Source organism: Pseudoalteromonas sp. SG45-3, from assembly GCF_014164075.1.
Lineage (GTDB): Bacteria > Pseudomonadota > Gammaproteobacteria > Enterobacterales > Alteromonadaceae > Pseudoalteromonas > Pseudoalteromonas distincta.
On record NZ_JACJEN010000001.1, the window covers coordinates 1 to 794 of the forward strand.

Annotated in this window: 2 rRNA genes; both read left to right on the forward strand. The window is 40.9% G+C overall.

From position 1 onward, the window contains the following. Positions 1–76 precede the first annotated feature (76 nt). A 5S ribosomal RNA gene (rrf, locus tag H5126_RS00005) occupies positions 77–191 on the forward strand. A 62-nt stretch (positions 192–253) separates the two neighbouring features. Continuing rightward, positions 254–368 (forward strand): 5S ribosomal RNA (gene rrf, locus H5126_RS00010). The last annotated feature ends 426 nt before the right edge of the window (positions 369–794 follow it).

Below are 794 nucleotides of genomic sequence, written 5' to 3' on the forward strand. Positions count from 1 at the left end.
AAAGACTTAAAAAATATTATCAGATATTTTCCAAATTCAGTTAATGCGTAGATATACGAATTAACGCCCAAATTTGCTTGGTGACAATAGCGTTTTGGACCCACCTGACTCCATGCCGAACTCAGTAGTGAAACGAAACAGCGCCGATGATAGTGTAGCATTTGCTATGTGAAAGTAGGACATTACCAGGCTTCAAATTCAGTCGAAGGACTTTAACCTTAATAATTAAAATAAGAAAATTGAAAAGAATTTTCTTGGTGACAATAGCGTTTTGGACCCACCTGATCCCATGCCGAACTCAGTAGTGAAACGAAACAGCGCCGATGATAGTGTAGCATTTGCTATGTGAAAGTAGGACATTACCAGGATTTAATTAAGAGAAACCCGTTACAGTAATGTGACGGGTTTTTTGCTTTTTGGAATTTTGTAAATAGTCCATGCCGAACTCAGTGGCGAAATAAAGTAGTTCTAAAGCGAGCCCCGCAGAAGGACGCCCCGACACAAAGATAGTGTAGCATTTGCTATGTGCCTCTCCACCGCTGTGGCACTACGACATTACCAATATTTAATTAAGAGAAACCCGTTACAGTAATGTGACGGGTTTTTTGCTTTCTGAAATTTTGTAAATAGTCCATGCCGAACTCAGTGGCGAAATAAAATAGTTCTAAGGCGAGCCCCGCAGAAGGACGCCCCGACACAAAGATAGTGTAGCATTTGCTATGTGCCTCTCCACCGCTGTGGCACTACGACATTACCAATATTTAATTAAGAGAAACCCGTTACAGTAATGTGAC